General features: G+C 61.8%; 14 protein-coding genes. 8 read left to right on the forward strand and 6 right to left on the reverse strand.

Annotation, left to right across the window (positions count from 1 at the left end; translation table 11 throughout):
• Positions 1 to 75 precede the first annotated feature (75 nt).
• From PMI25_RS02670 to PMI25_RS02695, 6 genes are all read right to left on the reverse strand, one after another.
• Positions 76 to 7,128 carry a glycosyltransferase gene (locus PMI25_RS02670; RefSeq protein WP_024164418.1) on the reverse strand — a complete coding sequence of 2,351 codons (7,053 nt, stop codon included), beginning with the start codon at positions 7,126 to 7,128 and terminating at the stop codon, positions 76 to 78.
• Positions 7,129 to 7,534: 406 nt separating this feature from the next.
• Positions 7,535 to 9,235, reverse strand: coding sequence for a precorrin-3B C(17)-methyltransferase (cobJ, locus tag PMI25_RS02675; protein ID WP_007967898.1), 1,701 nt, complete (start codon positions 9,233 to 9,235; stop codon positions 7,535 to 7,537).
• Positions 9,235 to 9,969, reverse strand: a complete 735-nt coding sequence (locus PMI25_RS02680; RefSeq protein ID WP_007967900.1) for a precorrin-2 C(20)-methyltransferase — start codon at positions 9,967 to 9,969, stop codon at positions 9,235 to 9,237. The genes cobJ and PMI25_RS02680 overlap by 1 nt, the downstream gene beginning before the upstream one ends.
• Positions 9,966 to 10,592 carry a precorrin-8X methylmutase gene (locus PMI25_RS02685; protein ID WP_007967902.1) on the reverse strand — a complete coding sequence of 209 codons (627 nt, stop codon included), beginning with the start codon at positions 10,590 to 10,592 and terminating at the stop codon, positions 9,966 to 9,968. Before PMI25_RS02685 ends, PMI25_RS02680 begins: the two co-directional genes overlap by 4 nt.
• Positions 10,585 to 11,883: a precorrin-3B synthase gene (gene cobG / locus PMI25_RS02690; RefSeq protein WP_338011271.1), complete on the reverse strand. Its 1,299-nt coding sequence runs from the start codon at positions 11,881 to 11,883 to the stop codon at positions 10,585 to 10,587. Before cobG ends, PMI25_RS02685 begins: the two co-directional genes overlap by 8 nt.
• Before the next feature lie 158 nt (positions 11,884 to 12,041).
• Positions 12,042 to 12,680 carry a hypothetical protein gene (locus PMI25_RS02695; RefSeq protein WP_007967907.1) on the reverse strand — a complete coding sequence of 213 codons (639 nt, stop codon included), beginning with the start codon at positions 12,678 to 12,680 and terminating at the stop codon, positions 12,042 to 12,044.
• 266 nt (positions 12,681 to 12,946) lie between these two features.
• On the opposite strand from PMI25_RS02695, the gene PMI25_RS02700 reads away from it, so the two are divergent.
• The 8 genes from PMI25_RS02700 to PMI25_RS02735 all read left to right on the forward strand — a co-directional run bounded on the left by PMI25_RS02700 (position 12,947) and on the right by PMI25_RS02735 (position 20,217).
• Entirely contained in the window at positions 12,947 to 14,158 is a 1,212-nt protein-coding gene (locus PMI25_RS02700) for a bifunctional cobalt-precorrin-7 (C(5))-methyltransferase/cobalt-precorrin-6B (C(15))-methyltransferase (RefSeq protein WP_007967909.1), read from the forward strand.
• A complete protein-coding gene (locus tag PMI25_RS02705) occupies positions 14,151 to 15,248 on the forward strand; it encodes a cobalt-precorrin-5B (C(1))-methyltransferase (RefSeq protein ID WP_007967910.1) in 1,098 nt (365 codons plus the stop codon). The genes PMI25_RS02700 and PMI25_RS02705 overlap by 8 nt, the downstream gene beginning before the upstream one ends.
• Entirely contained in the window at positions 15,245 to 15,973 is a 729-nt protein-coding gene (locus tag PMI25_RS02710; protein ID WP_007967912.1) for a cobalt-precorrin-6A reductase, read from the forward strand. The genes PMI25_RS02705 and PMI25_RS02710 overlap by 4 nt, the downstream gene beginning before the upstream one ends.
• Positions 15,974 to 16,228: 255 nt before the next feature.
• Complete coding sequence (locus PMI25_RS02715) at positions 16,229 to 16,519, forward strand: addiction module antidote protein (RefSeq protein ID WP_003221244.1); 291 nt, start codon at positions 16,229 to 16,231, stop codon at positions 16,517 to 16,519.
• A gap of 98 nt (positions 16,520 to 16,617) precedes the next feature.
• Complete coding sequence (locus tag PMI25_RS02720) at positions 16,618 to 17,016, forward strand: DUF2946 domain-containing protein (RefSeq protein ID WP_007967916.1); 399 nt, start codon at positions 16,618 to 16,620, stop codon at positions 17,014 to 17,016.
• A gap of 47 nt (positions 17,017 to 17,063) precedes the next feature.
• Complete coding sequence (locus PMI25_RS02725; RefSeq protein WP_007967917.1) at positions 17,064 to 17,543, forward strand: copper chaperone PCu(A)C; 480 nt, start codon at positions 17,064 to 17,066, stop codon at positions 17,541 to 17,543.
• A gap of 21 nt (positions 17,544 to 17,564) precedes the next feature.
• A complete protein-coding gene (locus PMI25_RS02730; RefSeq protein ID WP_007967918.1) occupies positions 17,565 to 18,011 on the forward strand; it encodes a DUF2946 domain-containing protein in 447 nt (148 codons plus the stop codon).
• A gap of 85 nt (positions 18,012 to 18,096) precedes the next feature.
• Positions 18,097 to 20,217, forward strand: coding sequence for a TonB-dependent copper receptor (locus PMI25_RS02735; RefSeq protein ID WP_007967919.1), 2,121 nt, complete (start codon positions 18,097 to 18,099; stop codon positions 20,215 to 20,217).
• Positions 20,218 to 20,323: the final 106 nt, after the last annotated feature.

Here is a 20,323-nt window from a genome sequence, read left to right on the forward strand (position 1 = left end):
TATTCAGGACGAGACAGAATCAGGAAAAGGGCCTGTGCAGTAGTCTGCGCAGGCCTTTTCAGTTGCCCTTCTGTTTTACGCCGGCACAGCGCTCAGCAACTGCGCAAGCGTTGCACCACCGTCGGCATCATCGGCTCCGACGATTTCCCGCAGCCTCTGCACCAGACTCGATACCGCATGGGAACGCCCGCCCTCGAACCCGAGGAAGACGTCGCCGCGCATCGCCGGATCCACCGAGCACACATCCCGCAGGATCAGGCTGTGCTGGCGATCCGGATCGACGATCAGCAAGTGCTCGTCGACGAACGACAGTTGCAGTGTTTGCGGTGCTTCCAGCGCCCAGACCAGCTTGCCGGGAATCGCCGGGACCTCGCCCAGTGGGTGACGGCAATCGACGATCACTGAATCCAGCCGCAGCCAGCAGGCCCTCGACAGGTGATACGTCACACCGCCCTGCCCCAGGCGCAACACCAGACAGCTCACGTCATCCGCGATCAATGGCAACAGGTCTTCGACCTTGTTCTGGCCCTCGACCACCAGCACTTCGGCGTCGCGCCGCATGTATTCGAACGGGCCGATGCTTTGCTGACCGGGGTAGACGTGTACGCGGTGTGCCTGAAGCTCGTGCAACAGCACATGCCGATGACGGGTGCCGAGTAATTCGCAATCGTGCGGCAGGTCCTGTCCCGCTACCCGGATCAGTTGTGCATTCGCCACGTCGAACCATTGCAGGTAGCCCGCGCCGGATTCCACGGCGATGTAGGGCTCATGCTCGGCGGTCTCCAGCAATGCCTGCAGAGACTCCGGCAAATGCGCCGCGTGCCCGCTTGCCCAGTGATGATCGACGCCAATGATTCGCTCAGCTTCCTGATATCGCAGCTTGAGTGACACGCCGTCGAACGATGTCCCGCACAGACCGGAGCCGTCATTGCGCACGGCGCTGAACCGCCAGTCGTCCCACTCGGCCTGCGGTGCGGGCAGCAAGTCGCTTGCCAGTAACTGTGCGCCGTCGCCGAACGCTGGCTCGAGTTGCCGGCTGTCGAAGAACCGCTGACTGCAAATCTCACCGCTGGCGACATCGAGCAGCCAGACCGCCTGGTTGTCCGGTGTGACCCCGAGCAGGCGCATTTCCCGTTCATGCCCGGGGTCACACAACAGCAGACGGTTATCCACATACCAGGCGCACAGGCTGCGATCACCGGCAGCGTTGCGCAGACCCAGAATGGCGAAACTGTTGACCGGGTACTTCGTCTCCAGCGATTCGAGTGCTTGCCACCAATGTGCACGTCCCTTGAGCCAGCGCTCACTCAAGCCACCCAGCTGCACTTCACCCTCTGCGCTCAGATTGAAGAACAGACCGTCGTCGGTCAGGGCCAGATACCCGTCCTGTACCGGCACCACGTCATTGAGCCCATCAGGCTGCAGCCACTGATGCGTCCATTGCGCCGGCCAGCGCTCGCTGCCAGCAGACCCGCGGCGTTGCACCTTGCACAGTTTTTGCGCCCGCCGATCGTAGATGAAGAACAGCTCGTGCTCATCGTCGACCGGTAGGAGCAACAGTTCACCCAAATGCTTGATCGAATCGGCCCAGCCGCGGGTATGCCCGAAGGCAAACGGATGAATGCACAACAGGTCACGGCTGCGAATCCAGACCAGGTCGCGCTGGTCCGGATCGAACGCCCAGCAGACCGACACGTAAGCGGCCGGTTGCCAGTCGACGGTGCTGACGCCTGCGCGCTCGGGCACTGGCGATAATTTGAAATATCGACCAAGCACCACCGACCAATCCGTCAAGGTCGGGTGGGCGAACACTCGGCGGCCCAGATCACGGTCAATCTCTCGGGTAACTGCCACCAGTTGCAGCAGGCCCTCATGGATCAGGTAGTTGAGCTGCGTGATTTGCTGATCGGGACCCAGCCATTGCTGTTCGATATGAAGCACGCCTTGAGCATCGACATCGATACGCCGAACGCTGCACTGCCCCTCCATCACCAGCAACCGGTAACGGTATTTGAGCAGACCGCTGACAGCGTCGACCTGCCAGATATCGTAGTTGTGCACCTCATAGAAAAAGGCAGAATCGCCGACCACCGCCGCCAGCAGCATTTCATCGGCCGCCAGTACCTCTTCACTGCGAATGTACAGAAAGCGATCACCGGCAGCGTCGTACCAGGCGGTGGTGTGACGCGGCTGACCCTCGGGTTCGAAAGGAATCGGAAAGTGATGAACCGGTGTGTACGGCAGCACCAGCCGATGCTCCCGCGCCAGCATCTGGTAATGCGTGAGCAACGACTGCTCGTTCTCCCCGACTGGCGCGCTCTGCCCGACAATGTCCAGTCGCCTGTCACTGCGGTTGACCTTGAACAATTGCTGCCCATCCAGCTGGAGCATGACCTCATGCCGTCCTTTGCCGTCGAACGTCACCTGCACGCCAGCCACAGAAAGAACCCCGCCGACGTCGATCCGCACATCGCTCTCGGTGGCCCAGGTGGCTAGCAGATTCCAGCGGCACAGCTGCAGGCTGGGCGACTGCAACTGGACATTGACCCCGCGATTGAGGATCAGTGAACAGGCGCCGCCCGCACCTTCGATGCGGTACGACACCTTGTCGTGCCAGACGGGGGGCATCATTGGCACCGCCAGCGCACGTTCTCGGGCATCCAGCCGTACCTCGATCACGGTTGGCCGATACGACGGTGCCAGACGGTTGACGATGTAGTGCACGGGAAAGGAATAGAACGAAAACAGAAACCGCCACTGGCCAGCCGCATCCTTCTTCTCCAGCTTGCGGGCTGTATCGAAGCCGGTGTCGTGACGCAGTGTCGAGAATGGCAGCGCCTTGTATTCGTAACCGTAGTACGTGGTCGGCGTGCACGGCAGGACAACCAGTTGCGTGGGCGGTGGATCAAAACGGATGTAACCGGGCAGACCCAGTTCACGCCGCAGATCGAGCGCCTGTTGATCATCCGGATTGAAATCCGGCACTCCGAAATGATCGCGCAGCCGATACACCTTCGGACTGTCGAGCACCATCCTGGCGCGAGTGAAGTCCAGGCCATGGACGACGAGCGAGGGGTGAGCGACCCATGCCCCAAGCCCATCGTCATACCGATAACCGACACCCCGACAAGCCCGCTCCAGATCATCGAAAAACAGCCCGACCTCCTGCGCCTGCTCGGCGATCCTGGCAAACCCCTGGGCCAGGGCCGCCACCCCCACGGCCAATCCGCCCAGAATCACTCCGGCCCCGCCGAGCACGGCTGCCGCAGTCGCCGCGCCCGCCGTGGCGGCTCCCAGGCCACCGGCGGTCAACGCCAGACTGGCGGAGTCGAAGGCCAATTGGGTACCGAACTGCGCGCGCTCGATCTCATTGTCCGCGGTCGCCAATTGATAGATGTCGAAGCCGACATTGGCCAGCCCCAGCACCGCGCCCACGCCTTCGTTGGCAACATGTCCCAGCGCCTCGCCCACCACCGGCGCACAGGTACGGGCGATGATCTTATCTTCATTGAGTGCGGTTTTGATCAGACTGATCAGGCCGGCGACGTCCGTGACATTGCCGTGCACCAGTTGTGCGTAATTGACGTAAGCGTGCAACCGCACGGCGGTGGTCAAGGTGCGGTCATCCCCCTCTCGTCCACGCAGGACGTTCATCAGTGCCTGAATCGTGAAGCCGGTATTGAGGGTGTGAACGGCACCCGCCTCTGCCATCTGCGGCGCGGCTCGAGTGCCAAGTGCCGAAAACTGCTCCGACAGGTAATTTCTGATGCGCAGCAGACGATGATCGGTGCTGACCACCTGCACCACATGCTCGGCCTGCGACGGATCGATCAGGTTGATCCGGTACTCGCCAGTGGGCGTTATCTCCAGGGTTTCGAAGACCGGCACCAGCGGTTTTGCCGAAACATGCAAGGCCTGTAAAGCGTCAGTCGCCAGGGCAATCTGTTGTCCCCACCAGTGACTGTCCAGCTCGCGCAGGCTGCGTCCCAGATGCGGATTGCTGACCAGCGAATGGCCGCGGGCACTGCTCAGGCGCCGACGGATCGGCCGCTGCGTCTGTTCCGACAGGACATTGTCGGACTCCAGCAGTTGCCCGACATGAAATCCGCCAGACAGGTTCAGAGCCGATATCTTCTGCCCCTGCAGCTCGATCAGATCAAACGTCGGGCGGGTGGCGTCGCCATAGGCCGCATAGTATTTCGCCATGCCCTGCTTCTGAAACAGGTCGGTCAGTGCCCGCTGGAACTGGTCCGTCTGGCTGAACTCGAACACGCCGAAATTGGGATCATAGAAGTGATAGGTGGCGTGTTCACCCTTGTAGATTTTCGCCACCAGCATGGCGTGGTTGTCCGAATTGAGCATCAGCGTGCGCGAGCTGGCGAACCCTTCCAGCGTTGCGCCAAGCTGCTGCAGTTCGACACGTCCCAGCGGCTTGCCGATGTCGTGCAATTGCACGTCGCGCAATTCCTCGAGTGCTTCCAGAAATACCATTGAATCGGGTTGATGCGGCTCGGCAGTGGTCAGGAAAAATCGCTCGCGCAAACGTCGCGACGCTGCATCGCCGTGCTCCAGAGCCGCGCTCATGATCAGCGCCAGCGGGTAACAGCGGCCACCGGGATCACCCGGCCCCTGGAGCAACAGATCCTGCGGCACCAGCTTGACGTCACTGGCCTCGATTTGCCCCAGTACCTGACCCAGCCGCAGGATCACCTGCTCACGATGCTCACGGGTGGCGATGGTCTGGATATGGGCAACATGACGCCCCCATTGAAACAGCGTATGCGCCTGCGACAGCGCGGCTCGTTTCAACGTCAACGCGCTGTCCGACGACACCATCGGCTGGTCGACATGGCTGGCGAGACCGGCCATGAATTGCGGCGCCCGATGCTGATACAGATGGCGTTCAATGGCCGCATAACGCACTGACGCTCCCACCTCGGCAACGCTGTTGGCGAGGTTTTCGAGTTCGGCGGCAAGTTGCGTGAAGCTTGAGTTATCCAGTGAACGTGCGCCGAGCAGCTGTCCCAACACCACTCGTTGCAAAGGGCTGACCTGGAAGAACTGCAGCGAACCCTCGGCAATACCGCTTAGCAACTCATCCAGCGCCAGTCCCTGAATCCGCGTATCGCTGAGCGACGCCGGAGCTTGCAAGTTGACAGGCTGGGCCTTGATGGCCTGACGTTCATCGAAACCCAGCCCCGGCCCTGCGGGAAAAATCAGCGGACCGTTATGACCTTGCCTCATCGCCGCCAGGAACGGTGCACCGAGTCGGTCGATCATTCCTTGCAAGACCTCCGTCAGCAGCACCGGCCGCCCCTCGATGATCGGCCAACCCTCTTCGAACGTCACAGTCTGCTGCTTGAGCAAGGCTGCAACATCACCGTTGTAACGGACACTGAAGCGTCCTTGTCGCCAACGCTGCTGCTCGTCGATGACCCATTGTTCGTCATCGCCGGCGTTGTCTTTCCAAGAGTGATCCTGCTCCTCCTCGGTCTTGTCATTGATCATCCAGAGCGGTTCTATGGCAGTCTCGAGGCGCACGGTCTCATCTTCACGCGGGACGAAGTTGTGCCGCTCATAATCGCGCATGCCAGCACGCATCGCGGTCGGGCCAGTCAGAAAAATCGTCCATTCGCTCTGCGGACGGATGCCGTCTTCAAAATGCCCGGCGACCGCCAGAATCAGTTCGTTAGCCGTAGAACCTTCGATCGAGGACAGAGCAGAAATGGGGCCGCAGTTTTCCTCGAATACCTCGCGCGCAAGCGTCGACATGCCGTGGAAATCGCTCAGCGCAACACCGCGCGTGGCCGCCAGTCGAGCCGTCAGGTCGATGAAGTCATAGTTGAAGCGAAACCGGTCGATCACGCTTTTGAGCATCGGCGATCGGGCATGGGCCATCAGAAAGGAATTGCTCAGAGAGCCCTGCACAGCAACTGCTCGCAAGTCCTGTGGGCGCACGAGCAGCTCGGCTGGCGCCTGGAACACTTCATTCAGCGCCGGTTGCTGCCGGGCAAACGTCTCAAGCGCGGCGCGGTGTTGCTCGGGAATGCTTGCCAGATAATCAGTGTACTGGTGGCGCAGCGCCTCGCGTGCAGGCATCCAGTGCCGATTGTGATCGAGCAGCAGTTGCAGAACGCCAACGCGTGCCCGTGGGTCAAACCCGCTGATATCAACGCCGCCCAGGGTCTTGACCAGTGGCGGCAGATTATCAACATCGGCATAACCGCCGCCCTCATCGTACAGGGCCTCGGCGCGCACCACATCGGAAGCAGCGGCCAGATTGCCGCGCAACCGGATTTCGCGCTCGTAGATATCCTGCAACTGCAGCGGAGTATCCAGGGCGTTCAAATCGCGCAACTGCAGGTCGCCTCCTGCGAGCTCGAGCAGACTGCGGCGGTTTTGCTCGATCAACGTCTCCAGTTGCGCGGCGTCCTGCCCATAGGCGCGAGCCAACAGATCGATCCGTGCTTCATCGGCTGAAAGTCCCTGCGCCAATGCGGCATCGATGTGCATGGACATCTGTTGTTTAAGGACGATGGCCCGTTCTTCGTACAGCGTGCTCAGCTGGTCTGTGGAAACACTGTCGCTGCCATCCTGTTGCAGGGCGTCAGCCTTGGCCGCCTCGACGATCAGCTTGTTGGTTTGCCAGGCCAACAACGCGTCGCTGTCATACCAGAGATGCAGACTGTAACCTTGCCCGTTCAGCACCTGTTTCCAGAGGTTGAGGTAGTCACGCTGTATCTCGCCCACTCCACCACCGAGCCAGATAAAGTGCAGATTCCTGGGCACGGCAGTCGGGGTGCTCTTCGCGTAAGCCAAACTGTTTTGCAACCGGGTTTCGAAGGCTTGAATGCTGTCATAGATACGCAATAACCGTGCAGGCTGGCTATCAGGCTGGTGTTCGCGTGGAGCACCAATCAACTGGCCGATCGACTGTTTGAGCAGTGCCAAGGGCTCGATCAGTCGTGGTGAATCGAGTAAGCCGATACAGGCAAAGTAATAACGCAACACTGACTGATAAGAATCACTATTGCGGTGCGCCGACATGGCCTGTTCCAGATCAGCCTGTTTGAACAAGTTGATGAATTTGACAAAACCGCTGGCGTCTTGAGGTCTTCGATCCTGCATGAAAGTTGCTCCTTTGCCCTGACCATTAACGAGTGCCCGCTGGCACCTGCATGGAGAGCAAACTAACTTCTGACAAATCGGAGCTCAAACTTCAAAACTTTCAACACATGTCAAAATCGACCACTAAAAAGCAACTGATAGCGCATGTAACAGCAACCAGTTATTTCGATAATCAATGTACAAATCAAACATACCTGAGCAGAACGCGACATTATCAGAACTGGAAATTCAGGTCTGTTTATCAGCATTCAAGATAAGTCGAACAGAATGTAACCAACGAGAATACTCCCACGCAAAAGCGGAGCCGATCCTACAAGTCCCATTGAACAATATGACGCGGTCAGATCCGGAAACAATCGCGCGGAAAAATGCGCATGGCGAGAGAGGTTTCTCTCTCGCCACTCCTTCATGCCTGCGGTTTTTCGCCGTACCAGCGCGGCGTGTAGACCCACTCGCCACCTTCAGCCTTGGGAAAGGTGCACGTCGTCGAAGAACCAACCAGCACCATGGTGCGCATGTCCACCTGATCCGGGGTCAGTTGCCCCAGTGTCGTCACGCGCAGGGTCTGCCCCGGACGACCGATGTCGCGCCCCAATACCACGGGCGTCGCCGCAGTGCGATGTTGCGCGACGATTTCCAGCGCGCGCCCCAATTGCCAGGGACGCGCGCGGGAGATCGGGTTGTAGAAGGCCAGCGCCAGATCGGCCTCGGCCGCCAGATCCAGACGCTTTTCAATGATCGACCACGGTTTGAGGTTGTCCGACAGCGACATCACGCAGAAGTCATGTCCCAATGGCGCGCCTGCTTGTGCGGCCGTGGCGAGCGAAGCGGACACCCCCGGCAGGATTTCCAGCTCGACGCTGTGCCAGGCTGGATCGGTCGACTCGTGCAATGCTTCGAGCACCGCTGCGGCCATGGCGAACACGCCGGGGTCGCCGGACGAGACCACGATCACCGAACGGCCCTCGGCCGCCAGCCGGAAGGCGTGGCGGGCACGCTGCATTTCTTCGCGATTGTCGGTGCAGTGCTGCACCTGATCATCGCGAAACGGGCCGGCCATGCGCACATAGGTTTCATAACCGAGCACATCGGTGGCCCGCGCCAGTTCCGCCTTGACCGCAGGCACCATCAATTCGGCAGCGCCAGGGCCGAGGCCGATCACCGCCAGGCGCCCACGTTGACGACCGATCTGCGCGACGTCCAGCGGCTGTTCGGCGCGCGCAATCACCAAGCCGTTGGCACTGCTGATCGAGGCCTGCGGCAGTGCCTGACGAGCCACCTCGTCGAGGTCCTTTTGCGCCGCGACAAAGCGCAGCGGCACACCCAGTTCGAGGGCGGCTTCACGCAATTTCGCCGACGCCATTTCAGTATCAGCCGCCAGCAGACAGGCCAGCGACTGCTGCGCAACCCCGGCCTGCTGCAACGCGGCGCGCACGGCATGCGGCAGATCGTCCAACTGCGCACTCACCGCCACGGCGACGCTGCGCGGATAGATCAGCAACTCGTTGGCGCTTGCAACACGCTCGGCACTGCCGACATGAATCGAGCGCTGCGCCTGCGGGTCTTGCGGCAACTGCGCCTGCTCCAGCCACGGCGCGGCACCTTCGATGCGCACGCTGTGCCCGGCCAGCAGATCGGACACAAAACGCTTGCCCAGCTCCAGATCAGCCAGCGCATAGCCGTTGGGTGGATTGAGCAGACAAGTGCCAAAGCGCAACTCGCCACTGGTGGTGATCGCCGCCGCGACTTGCAATGCGGCACCGATTTCCCGGGCCATGACGTTCACCCCGCCGAGGCCGCCGAGCAGCGGCACCACGGCGCTGCCGTCTTCGGCCACGGCGAGCACCGCAGGCTCGGCACCCTTCTCCAGCAGCACCGGCGCCAGGGTGCGGATGACAATGCCGGCCGCGCACAGGGCAATGATCGGCGTGTCCTGCTGATACAACTCACGCAGCGTCGCGCCGAACTCCTGATAGGTGCAGTCGGCGCCTTCAACGCGTCCGGCGAGGCCGTGGATCTGCGCCGTCGGATACAGCTGCTGGATCCGCCGCGCGGTGGCAAGCGCGCCCTGTCCGAGGATGACAATGGCCGGTGTGGATGGCGTCATCAACCTTGCCACCGTTCGCCCGGGACGATGATCAGCGAGAAGTACGGCGAGGACATCGGCTCGACCTGATCCAGCGGCACGATCTTCTGATTGGCCATGGTCGCGCGTTCGACGTACAGCGCACGCTCGGCCAGACCGAGCTCTTCGAGCACCGCACGAACTTTGGGAAAGTTGCGCCCCAGCTTCATGATCACCGCCGCATCGGCGTCGGCCAGGCGTCGCTTCAGATCCTCGTGCGGCAGCACGCCGGAAAGCACCGACAGGCTCTGGTTGCGATACACCAGCGGCGCGCCGAGCACCGAGGCGCCGCCAAGCATCGAGCACACGCCCGGCACCACTTCGGCTTCATAGCGCGTGGACAACCGATCGTGCAGATACATATAGGAGCCGTAAAAGAACGGGTCGCCTTCGCAGATCACCGCCACATCACGGCCGGCGTCCAGATGCGCAGCCACGGTCTCGGCGGCTTCATCGTAGAAATCGCTGATCACTTGCTCGTAGGACAGCGGCGCCGGCAGCACTTCGGTGGTCACCGGGTACACCAGCGGCAGCAGATTCTGCGCATCCTGCAGATGCGCTTCGATGATGCCGAACGCGTTGCCTTTCTTGCCCTTGGCAACGAAGTACGCCACCACTGGCGACTCGCGCAACAGACGCAGGGCTTTGACGGTGATCAGTTCCGGATCACCGGGGCCTACACCGAGGCCGATCAGACGTCCTTTGGCCTGCATCATTCGATCTCCGTGGCGAGGGCATTGACTGCCGCGGCGGCCATGGCGCTGCCGCCGAGCCGGCCTTGCATGATCACGAACGGTACGTCGCGACTGTCAGCCGCCAGCGCCGCTTTCGATTCGGCGGCGCCGACGAAGCCCACCGGGAAGCCGAGGATAAGCGCCGGTTTCGGTGCGCCGGCGTCGAGCATTTCCAGCAGGTAAAACAGTGCGGTCGGCGCGTTGCCGATCACCACCACGCTGCCTTCCAGGTGTGGACGCCACAACTCCAGCGCCGCTGCCGAACGGGTGTTGCCCAACTCACGGGCCAGCTCCGGCACGCTGTCATCGCGCAGGGTGCAGATCACTTGATTGTTCGCCGGCAGACGGGCACGGGTCACGCCTTCGGAAACCATCCGCGCATCACACAGGATCGGCGCGCCGGCTGCCAGTGCATCGCGCCCGGCCTTGCCGGCACCTTCGGAAAATTGCAGACCGTCAATGGCCTCGACCATGCCGCAGGCGTGGATCACCCGCACCGCGAGTTTTTCCAGATCGGCCGGGATGCGCGCCAGATTCGCCTCGCTGCGAATGATCGCGAAGGAGTTGCGATAGATCTCCTGACCGTCGCGGATGTAATCAAGCATCAAGGGGGCTCCGTGAGCGGGCGTCGAGCAGGGTCGCGGCCGCTTCAATAGTAAGGTTGCGTGCGTGCAGCGCGCCGAAACCCGGCAGCGCTGCATCGCGAAAATAGAGGTCGTAATGACCAGGGCTGACCGCCAGCAATGTCGCCGGGGTGCGATGGGCTGCAGCGCAAGAGCGCGGGCAACCGGACAGGTGCACGTGCTGCGCCTGTGGCAACAGCGTCGCCAGCCGCCGGGCATCGTGTTTGGTATCGGCCAGGCCTTTGCCGCAGCCACTGGAGCCGGTGCAGGCGATCAGCCGGGACAGCGGCTCGCTGGCGTCGGTCAGCCAGGGCAATTGCGTCAGATTTTCCAGGACTTGCGCCGCGTCGGCGGGCTTCACGTTCGGCAACAGCAGACTTTGCCAAGGGGTGAAACGCAGGGTGCCGTCACCGTACTCGCGGGCCAGTCGGGCCGCGCCACGCAGCATGGCCGGATCGAGACGGCCGAGTGCCGGTACCGCGCCGACATACACCCTATCGTCAGCATTTTGCCGGTGAACACCGATGTGCAGCGCATTCGCCAGCGGCGTGCGCTGTCGGGCAATGGCGGTGTTGATCGCCACGCGTTCGCGTAACTGTTCGAGAAAGGCCAGCATCGGCCATTCATTGAGCAAATGGCGCATGCGTGTCTGCTCCGGGCGAGCCCGCTCAAGGAACAACTCCAGCACCGCGACCACCAGCGCATGGCCGTTTTCCACGGTCACGGCACCGGCCGCACGATCAGTCGGGCAGCCGGCCAGACCGAACGCCAACAAGACTTCACCGTCACGCTCGAACGCCGAGAGCCACAGATCGTGCGGATGCTCGAGCATCGCCAACGCCTCCCCGCCGTCGAGTTGCACGGCGAACTTGGCGCTCAACTCGTGAAAGCGCGGATGCGTCTGCAGGGTCGCCAGAATCTGTTCGGCCAGTGGCCGGGTATCGAACAACAGTTGCCTATCGATCCCGGCACTCGGGCTGAGCATCAGATTGCGTACATCGTCACCCGGCGCAGTTTGCGGCCCCAGACCGGCGGCCAGCAAACTGTCGATCAATGCCGCTGACTGCTCGCCGATGCCGCGAATCTGCAGATTGGCGCGGTTGGTCGCTTCGATCGCGCCACTGGCAAAACGCTCGGCAGCATCAGCCACCGCGTCAGCCTGATCAGCAGTGATCGAGCCACCATTGAGCTTGATCCGGCAAATGCCGCCGTCCAGCGCCTGGACAATACGCAGCAACCCCGGACAAGCCGAGGGGCGCAAAGCGGTGGACAGAGGACGTTCGTTCAAGGGATGACCGGCTGGCTGGCAGCGCTGTGGTGGGCGAAAGGTCGCCATTATGCCTGCTTTGCCCGAGCGCATGAAAATGCCTGCCGGTCGGAAACTACACTGATGGCACTTTTTCAACGTAAAAGTGCTTCATCGCACGGAGTTCAAAGTTCGTAGTCTTCAAAATCGAATGCAACCCCCTCCAGGGCTTTCTGCACACTGAGGCGGCGGGCATCCATGACACGGCGGCTGATCACCACCTTGCGCACCATTACATCTAGTTGAGTCATGACTTGCGAAACATCCCAGAAAAAATACTCAGTATTCATACTCGATTTAATAAAGCGGATATTGGTGACGAGCAACTCCATATCGCCGTTGGGGTTATAGCTGACCGGCATGATCTTGAAATCAAATAGCTTGCCACTGAGGCCTTTGACTTTTTTCAAAAGTTCCATGTCCCTTTCCAGCGCAACCAGTCCACGGTCAACCCCGTCCACTTGATCACGACTGAGCAATGGCGATGCAACTTCCTCCCAGAGCCTGCGCACATTGCCATTGAACTGCGGCTGCACATGCTCTATCGGCCGATGATCGCGATTCCAGCCATGTGACCACAGGAGATCGGCGAAGTAATCGATCCAGCGTCCCGGTTGCGTCTCACTTTTGTAAGTGATATCTGCCTGGCGTTGTGCCAGATAAATACAGTTCAAGGCGAATTGGTAATCCTCGCGAGACTGTCCCTGAGTTCCGGCCAGCAATATGTCGCCGACTAAAGTCGCGTTATGTTTTATGTCATGCATGTTTTCCAACCTTATTGCAGGTGGACGCCAACAAGGCGTCCGTCAATTAGTTACCGAACACTTACGCACGGCTTACAAGTTTTTTCAGCTATAACTTTTAAAACTTGATAAAAACAAAATAACAAAGGAGCTCAATTCGCCAACCCGTTTTGAAACACATAACATTTCAACCGTTGCCAGCGTCTGCGACAAGGCGTCAGCGCCAGACAACAGAAGCCGCGCTATCATGCGCCGCTTGAGCGGGCACGAGCGATGTGAGGAACGGCATGACACCCTGGCTGACGGTAGTGGGAATCGGTGAAGAAGGCTTCAAGGGCCTGGGTAAAAATGCCCGGCGCGCCCTGATGGGCGCCTCGCGGATCATCGGTGGTCAGCGGCAACTGGAATTGCTGCCGGTGTGCATTCGCGGCGAACGCACTTTGTGGCCAAGCCCGTTTTCCCTCGCGCCGGTTTTGCAGCAACGCGGCGAAGCCGTGTGCGTGCTGGCCAGTGGTGATCCGATGTTCTACGGCGTCGGTGCCAGCCTCGCGCGGCAGGTGCCGAGTGCCGAGATGCTGATCCTGCCCGCGCCATCCTCCTGTTCGCTGGCAGCTGCCCGCCTCGGCTGGCCGTTGCAGGATGTAGTGACATTGTCGCTGGTCGCGCGACCTTTGGCGGCACTCAATGCGCAGCTGTTCAGCGGGGTGCGCCTGTTGCTGTTGAGCAATGACCGGCAAAGTCCGGCGGCAGTCGCGGCGCTGCTGCGCGAGCGCGGTTTTGGCGGCAGTCGCCTGAGCGTTCTGGAGCACTTGGGGGGCGATGCCGAGCGGCGCATCGACGGTACAGCCGATGACTGGAGCGATCCAACGATTGCCGATCTGAATGTGATCGCCATCGAATGCCTGGCCGATGCGCAGGCACCACGCCTGTCGCGTCTTGCCGGACTGCCCGACTCGGCATTCCAGCACGACGGTCAACTGACCAAACGCGATGTCCGCGCCATCACCCTCGCCCGCCTCGCACCGATCCCCGGCGAATTGCTGTGGGATGTCGGCGGCGGTTGCGGCTCGATCGGCATCGAATGGATGCGCGCGCACCCCAGCTGTCGGGCCATCGCCATCGAGGCGGATGAGGGCCGACAGGCGTTGATCGAACACAACCGCGACGCATTGGGCGTACCCGGCCTGCAACTGGTGCGCGGTCGCGCGCCACAAGCCCTCGCCGACCTCGAGCGCCCGGACGCGATCTTCATCGGCGGCGGCGTGACCCGTGAAGGCGTGTTCGAAACCTGCTGGGAGCAACTCAAACCCGGCGGCCGACTGGTGGCCAACGCCGTGACCCTGCAAAGCGAAGTCACGCTGATGCACTGGCGCGAACGCCACGGCGGCGAACTGACGCGCATCCATGTCGCTCAGGCGCAACCACTGGGCGAGTTCGACACCTGGCGTCAGGCATTGCCAATCACTTTGCTGGATCTGGTCAAACCCCTCGATGCGTGACGAAACTGCCGAACAACCTGCCCCGCTGCGCAGCGGTCTGACCACCGGCAGTTGCGCCACCGCCACCAGCCTCGCCGCCGCCCGCCTGCTGCTGGGCGGCACGTCGGCGGACGCCGTGCAGATCGTCCTGCCCAAGGGCAAACAGGTACAGATGCGTCTGGAGTTTTGCCGCTTGACCGACGGCGGCGCCGAGGCCGGGACGATCAAGGACGCCGGCGACGACCCCGACGTGACCCACGGTGCGCTGCTCTATTCCCGCGTGCGCTTGCAGGCCGAACCGGGGATCAGTTTCAAGGCTGGCCTGGGGGTTGGCACCGTGACCCGGCCGGGATTGGTGCTCGGCGTCGGTGAGCCGGCGATCAATCCGGTACCGCGCAAGATGATCAGCGACCACCTCAACCTGCTCGCCGCCGAGTGCGGTTATGCCGGCGGTTTCGAGGTGACGGTCAACGTCGAGGGCGGCGAGGCGCTGGCGCTTAAAACCATGAATCCGCGTCTGGGCATTCTCGGCGGACTGTCGATTCTCGGCACCAGCGGCATCGTCCGGCCGTTCTCCTGCGCGGCCTACATCGCCTCGATTCACCAAGGCATCGATGTGGCGAAAACCAATGGTTACCTGCACATTGCCGCGTGCACGGGCAATGCCAGTGAAGACACCATGCGCCGGGTCTACGACCTGCCGGAAATCGCCCTGATCGAAATGGGCGACTTTGTCGGCGCGGTGCTCAAGCACCTGCGCAAAGTGCCTGTGGATAAACTCAGCCTGTGCGGAGGCTTCGGCAAGATCAGCAAACTGGCGGCCGGGCACATGGATCTGCACTCGCGGCATTCGAGCATCGACCTGCCGCAACTGGCCGAATGGGCGGCGGCGATTGGCGCCGATCAGGCGTTGCAGCAGAGCATTCGTGAAGCCAACACCAGTCAGCAGGCCTTGGCGATGGCCAGTGCGGCGGGCATCGCTCTGGGCGATGAAGTCTGCCGCCATGCGCTGAATTTCGCCCGCAGCGTGGTGCCGGCGCAGGTGCAGGTCGAGGTGTTTGCGATTGATCGTCAGGGCGGCATCGTCGGCCATGCCGGAGGTTTTGCATGAAGCACATTCTGTTGCTTGGCGGCGTCACCGAGGCGTTAGCCATCGCCCGTACGCTTGGGCCGCAACACATCTACAGCCTGGCGGGCGTGGGCCGGGTGCCGACCGATCTGAGCTGCCAGGTGCGGGTCGGCGGCTACGGCGGGGCCGAAGGTCTGGCGCGGTTCATTCGCGATCAAGGCATCGACTTGCTGCTCGATGCAACCCACCCGTACGCCGCACAAATCAGCCACAACGCCGCCCGCGCCGCGCAACTCGCCGGCATCCCCTGCTGGGCCTTGCGCCGCCCCGCGTGGCAGGCGCAGCCGGGCGACGACTGGCGTGAAGTCAGCGACTGGGCCGAACTGACCGCAGCCCTCGAACCCTTCCGCCGCCCGCTGTTCACCCTTGGCCGCGAACCGCTGCAGCACCTCGACGAAATCCCCGCCAACCAGTTCTGGACCCTGCGCGCCCTCGACGTCTACCCCGGCAACGAACGCTGCGAAGTGATCGGCGCTCGAGGGCCATTTCTGCTTGAGGAAGAACGCGCGCTGTTCGAACGCCGACAGATCGATGTGCTGATCAGCAAGAACAGCGGCAGCACCGCGACCGAGCCGAAGCTGGAAGTGGCGCGGGAGTTGGGGGTGCCGGTGATGGTGTTGAAGCGGCCGGAGTTGGCGGGGGTTGATCGGGAGTTTGTGACGACGGATGAAGTCCTCGCTGCCCTTGCCTCCTTCACTCGACTTTAACCAAGCGCAGATCTCGAGTACGCCTTCGCGGGCAAGCCCGCTCCCACAGTGGTCGGCGGCGACCGCATAGTTTGTGTATGCCACGGATCCTGTGGGAGCGGGCTTGCCCGCGAAGGCGCCGGTACTGTAATCCTCTCTCCAGCGCCCTACAGCTAAACCGGATGCTACGTACAACCACTTAAAGAACCACTGACTGTCTGCACTAAATGCCTGGTTTTATGCTCACCGCTTTTGAGCCCAAAGGTGAACATTGCGATGACCGAAAAATTCACCCGCTTCGACGCCGCCGAATACCTCAAAACCCCCGAAGATATGGCGGCGTATCTGGACGCTTGCTTTGATGATGATGAAGGCGATGGCGTGCTCATCCGCGCAGCATTGAATGACATAGCCCGAGCTCAGGGCATGACACAGGTGGCACGCGATGCCGGCCTGGGTCGTGAAAGTCTGTATAAAGCGCTGAGCAGCACGGGTAACCCCGAATTCGCAACTATCATGAAGGTCATGAAGGCTTTGGGTTTGAGATTGCACGCCGTCGCGGTTTGATTGATCTGCGACACCAAACCGCACGACGCCTTTTTACTTATCGGCCCTGATCAGGCTAAATAGCCCGCGCCTGATCGCCCACCCAACGGATCTGTCCCATGAACCGACACCGGCTAGCCATTGCCTGGATCGCCTGCTTTGCAGTGCTGTTCAACATGCTCGCCATGCCGATGACCGGGGCGCTGGCGCAGGCGGCCAATTCACCGGCCGAACAGTTGCTGTGGAGCAGTTTCTGCACCGGCAGCGGGACGAAGATGGTGGCGATCAACATCGGCACCCCGGAGCAGAAAGCCCCGTCCAACGACAGCCATTCCAATATGCAGCATTGCTGGTGCTGTTCGGGTTCAGCGCCGCTGGTGGCGTTACCGGGCCATACGCCGCAGCTGTATTTCGCCCGCTACGAAAGCAATCGCAGCGTGGCGCCGCCCTCGTTGCAAACTCCGACACCGCGCCAGCAATGGCCGAGCCTCAATCCTCGCGCCTCGCCTCTGGTCTGATCTGTCTCGCAATTGACCTGCGTTTCATATCGTTCTGGAGAACTGCCATGTTGAACAAACTCTTCGTCATCGCTGCGCTGTTGCTGCCGGCGTGCTTCGCCCATGCCCACGAATACAAGGCCGGCGAGCTGGAAATCGCTCACCCGTGGTCGCAGGAGCTGCCGCCCAACGCGCCGACCGTCGCGGCTTATTTCGTGATCAGCAATCCCGGCAAGACCGACGACCGCCTGCTCAGCGTCGACTCGCCAATCACCGCCGAAGCGCAACTGCACGAGCATGTGATGCAGGGCGATCTGATGAAGATGCAGCAGGTGCCCAACGTGGTGATTCCTGCCGGCGGCAAGGTGACGTTCGCGCCGATGGCCTATCACGTGATGCTGCTCCACCCGAAAGACCGCAGCCTGCTCAGCGACGGCAAACGCTTCCCGCTGACCCTGCACTTCGAGAAGAGCGGTGACGTCACCGTCGAAGTCGCGGTGCAGAAGAAACCACCGCAAGACACTCAGGCACACGATCACGCCCAGTAAACGATCCGGCTGACCACGCCCGTGCGCCCACAACGCGCCGGGGCATCCCGCCTGCATCGCCAGAGCCAGACTCTGACCCGCGGTAGCTGGATCGCCCTGTTCGCCATGTTGATGATCTTCATCGGCCCGCTGATTTCTCAGTCGATGCCGATGGATCAGCACGCCTCGACTTCCATGCCGATGAGCATGGGCATGGCGATGGACATGCCGGGCATGGATCATGCCGCGCACGGTGCACAACCGGCTGCCGAACACTGCCCGCCGCAATCCTCGCACCACGCCCTGTGGGAGAAATGCGGTTATTGCAGCCTGCTGTTCAACTGCCCGGCGCTGACCGGTGGCGGATCTTTCGCCACGTTCAGCATCGCCCACGTCAACACCTTTACCCCATCCTCCCCGCGTCTGGGCCATGCCCGGCAGACCTTCTTCCCCGGCGCCCGCACCCGCGCCCCGCCCGTCAACGCGTAAACACCGCACCATTGATTGCACACGGTTGAGAAGACAGCTTCTGGCTGCCGGCCGTGTCGTTTACGACTGTTTGATGGAAATTGTCATGTCCAGGTTTTCTGCTGTTCCACGCTCGGGTTCTGCCCAGGCGTCTTTCGCGCTGAGCGCATCGCGCATTGGTTTCTCGCACGCTACTGCCGTCCTTTGCGGCGTCCTGCTGTCGCCGTTGGTGCTGGCCGATGACCACGCCGGTCACAACGAAGAACTCAGTCCGACGGTGATCACCGCGATCGCCCCCAGCTCACCGTTGACCATCGTCACCAACCCCAAGGACCCGCGCCAACCGGTGCCGGCCAGTGACGGCGGCGATTACCTGAAGACCATTCCCGGCTTCGCCCTGGTGCGCAATGGCGGCACCAACGGTGATCCGGTGCTGCGCGGCATGTTCGGTTCGCGACTGAACATTCTCACCAACGGCAGCATGCTGCTCGGCGCCTGCCCGGGGCGAATGGACGCGCCGACCTCATACATCTCGCCAGAAACCTACGACAAACTTACGGTGATCAAAGGCCCGCAAACCGTACTTTGGGGGCCAGGCGCATCCGCCGGCACGATTCTCTTCGACCGTGAGCCGGAAAGCTTCGGCGAACTCGGCACGCGGGTGAATGCCAGCGTGCTGGTCGGCTCCAACGGCCGCTTCGACAAGGTTGTCGACGCCGCTGCCGGTGGACCATTGGGCTACGTGCGGGTGATCGGCAACACCGCGCACTCCGACGACTATCGCGACGGCAACAACGACACCGTGCCGTCGCGCTACGACAAGTGGAACGGTGACATCGCCGTCGGCTGGACCCCGGACGCCGACACCCTGATCGAACTCACCGCTGGCAAGGGCGACGGCGAAGCGCGCTACGCCGGACGTGGCATGGACGGTTCGCAGTTCCTGCGCGAAAGCCTCGGCCTGCGCTTCGAAAAATTCAACATCACCGACGTGCTGGAGAAACTCGAAGCACAGGTCTACTACAACTACGCCGACCACGTGATGGACAACTACACCCTGCGCACGCCGTCCGGCACCGGGATGATGGCCGGGCCCATGGCGTCCAACGTCGACCGGCGCACCCTCGGCGCGCGGATCAAGGCAACCTGGCGCTGGGCCGACATCCAACTGATCACCGGCCTCGACGCGCAGACCAACGAGCATCGTCAGCGCAGCGGTATGGGCATCGACACCTACAAGGATCAGCCGTACACCAAGGACGCCGATTTCCATAACTACGGCGTGTTCAGTGAGATGACGTGGTACGCCGCCGACCGTGATCGGCTGATTACCGGCGCCCGGGTCGACCGTGCTTCGGCCAAGGATTACCGGCAGAGCATTGGCTCGGGGATGACGAGCCGGCCGAACCCGACCGCCGACGAGACCCGCGCCGACACCCTGCCGAGCGGCTTCGTGCGTTACGAACATGATCTGGCCGACGCCCCGGCCACGCTGTACGCCGGCCTCGGTCACGCGCAGCGCTTCCCGGATTACTGGGAGCTGTTTTCACCGAAGTCCGGCCCGGCCGGTTCGCTTAATGCGTTCGACTCGATCAAACCGGAGAAGACCACCCAGTTCGACTTCGGCGTGAACTACAAGACCGCCGAACTCGAAGCCTGGGCCTCGGGCTACATCGGCGTGGTGCGCGATTACATCCTGTTCGACTACACGCCGACGATGATGGGCATGAGCACTTCGCGCGCGGAAAACATCGACGCACGGATCATGGGTGGCGAACTCGGTGCCGCCTACAAACTCACCGATAACTGGAAAGCCGACGCGACCCTGGCTTACGCCTGGGGCAAGAACAGCAGCGACGGCAAAGCCCTGCCGCAAATGCCGCCGCTGGATGCGCGCTTCGGCCTGACCTACAGCGAAGACCACTGGAGCGCCGGGGCGTTGTGGCGCGTGGTCGCGGCGCAAAACCGCATCGACCAGAACAAAGGCAACGTGGTCGGCAAGGACTACGACAAGAGCGGCGGCTTTGGCGTGTTCTCGCTCAACGGCGCGTACCGGATCAACAAGAACTGGAAGGTCAGCACCGGCGTCGACAACCTGTTCGGCAAGGCTTACGCCGAGCACCTGAACCTGGCGGGCAACGCCGGCTTCGGCTACCCGGCCAACGACCCGCAAGCGATCAACGAACCGGGGCGCACGCTCTGGACCAAGGTCGATATGAGTTTCTAACAGTCAAATCCCACCCTGTGGGAGCGAGCTTGCTCGCGAAGGGGACGGCACATCCAACATAGATGCAGCCTGATACGACGCCTTCGCGAGCAAGCTCGCTCCCACA

The organism is Pseudomonas sp. GM30 (genome assembly GCF_000282275.2).
GTDB lineage: Bacteria > Pseudomonadota > Gammaproteobacteria > Pseudomonadales > Pseudomonadaceae > Aquipseudomonas.